We start from the raw sequence: 2,148 nt of genomic DNA on the forward strand, positions 1-2,148 counted from the left end.
AGGTGAGTCCGATCGCGACCAGGTCCCAGCGCGGCCGGAAGCGGTCGGGCGCGCTGAATTGCGCGAGCATCTCGCGATGATGCGTGATCGGCCCGGCGATCAGGTGCGGGAAAAAGGTGATGAACAGCGCGTAGTTGAGCGGATCGCGCTCGCTGACCCGGCCACCATAGGCGTCGACCAGATAGGCGATTTGCTGGAAAGTGAAGAACGAAATGGCGAGCGGGAGGATGACGTGCGGCACCTGCCAGTCGCCGCCGAACAATTCCCGCGTCGTTTCCAGGGCGAACATCGTGTATTTGAAATAGCCGAGCAGGCAGACGTTAAAACCGATGCCAAGCGCGAGCGTAAGCTTGCTCTGCCGCCGTATGAGTAGGCCGCCGAGCCAGTAATTGACCCCCATGCTGGTCAACAGCAGCGGCAGGTTCTGCCAGCGCCACCAGCTGTAGAACACCAATGACGCAACGGTAAGCCAGGCCGCGGCGAGGCGCGGTTGATTGAATCGGGCGATGACGATGAAACCGACGAAGACGACGGGCAGGAACAGCGATATGAACTCGCTGGAATTGAACAGCATGGTCCAAATTCCCCCGTTTTGCTTGCCCCGATCAAATGACCCGAGTTTGTTGACTCGATCTGATCGGTTCGATCGCGACGAAGCCTAGCATCGCCGGTGCGACGCCCGCAGCGTTTAGGACGAATTAACCCGTAATTCCCCGCGCGCCGCCCTCGGCGGCGCGGTGCCTGTCAACCGAGCTACGGTAAAGCCCGATCGGCGCCGTTGCGGATCTTGCCACAGGGAGGATGCGATGAAAGTGTCTCGTTCAATCGCTCGCCGATCGCCCAGATGGCGGCCTGGGTCCTGTTCTGGACGCCGACCTTGCGAAGAATGGCCTTCACATGGATCTTCACCGTCGCCTCGCTGATCTCGAGCTGGCGCGAGATGATCTTGTTGGGTTGCCCGCTCACCAGACAGGCGAGAATTTCGATTTCCCGCAGTGACAGGCCGGCCTGCTTCATCGACTGGCTGGTGCCCGGCGACAGCCCGAGATTGGGATGCGTGGGCAGGAATTCGGCCAGGTTCGACGGCATCACCTTCTCGCCGATGGCGATCAATCGCAGCGAAATCACTAGAGATTCGGACGATGCCGCGATGATGTAGCCGTAAACGCCTTCGCGGAAACAGCTGACCATTTCGTCGAAATCGAACGCAGCAGCCATCACCGCCAGCCGATAGCCGGGGAACCGCTCGGCAAGTTCCGCGGGATGGTACCCCGTCTTGGCGTCCGCGAGGCCGTCCATCAGCAGAATGTGGACGACGTCGCTGCCGTCGTCATCGACCGCTTCGACGTCGCTGAGCTGGCTCGCGTCGACCGCGGCTTCCAGTACGTCAAATCCGTTTTCGGTCAGTATCCTCTGTAACCCGTCCAGAGCTATTCGATTGGGCCCGAGCAAGGCAATCTTGATGCGAGGTGTCATTAGATAGCCTCCAGAATCACGAGTTTATTGCTATAATGATCCTCATGAAAGGCCTCGGCTCTCGGCTGTTGATAAATAGTAGCAAAACTCAATTTCCTTATTATGGGTACTAAGTGTGATAATAAGCTAAATTAGTCAAAAAGTATTATTGATATTAAGCGAATTTACTTACGTATATGTACTTATATATTTCGAGCATCGTGGTTGACGCCCTGGAGTTTCCGGTATCGGGTTGTCCGGCGCCCTCGTCGTCTCAGCCTCGATGGCTAACGCTCTGAATTCTACGCGACGTCCCGAATGGGGCGGGATCAATCGTCTCGTGAATGATTCCGGTGGTGAGGTCGCGGCGTCCGGATTTGGGGGAGGCTGTCGATGTGTGTTCTGATCATCGGCAACATGGGATATGTCGGCCCCTTCGCTCGCGCGGCAGCGAAATGCCGAAGAGCAGCCCGAGGCCGATCGCCATGTCGGTATAGCCGGAAAAGTCGAAATAGATTTGCAGCGCGTAGGATAATGCGCCGGTCCATGCCTGGATGAATTGTACGCCGCCGATCTCTGCCTGCACGAAGATCGGCCGCACCGCGACGCCGAGCGGATCGGCGACCATCACCTTCTTGAACAATCCGATGAGGAACAAGGTGAGTCCGATCGCGACCAGGTCCCAGCGCGGCC

The 2,148-nt window shown here is 58.0% G+C and carries 2 protein-coding genes and 1 pseudogene; all 3 read right to left on the bottom strand.

Annotation, left to right across the window (positions count from 1 at the left end):
• Positions 1-574, bottom strand: a 574-nt coding sequence (locus tag AC1DQQ_RS22295; RefSeq protein ID WP_478046824.1) for an MBOAT family O-acyltransferase, incomplete at its 3' end; no start/stop codon positions are given.
• Between the two features lie 179 nt (positions 575-753).
• Positions 754-1,476: a LuxR C-terminal-related transcriptional regulator gene (locus AC1DQQ_RS22300; RefSeq protein ID WP_478046825.1), complete on the bottom strand. Its 723-nt coding sequence runs from the start codon at positions 1,474-1,476 to the stop codon at positions 754-756.
• A 385-nt stretch (positions 1,477-1,861) separates the two neighbouring features.
• A pseudogene (locus tag AC1DQQ_RS22305) lies at positions 1,862-2,148 on the bottom strand (hypothetical protein); the annotation flags it as partial.

This window comes from Sphingomonas sp. P4_G3 (genome assembly GCF_056401105.1).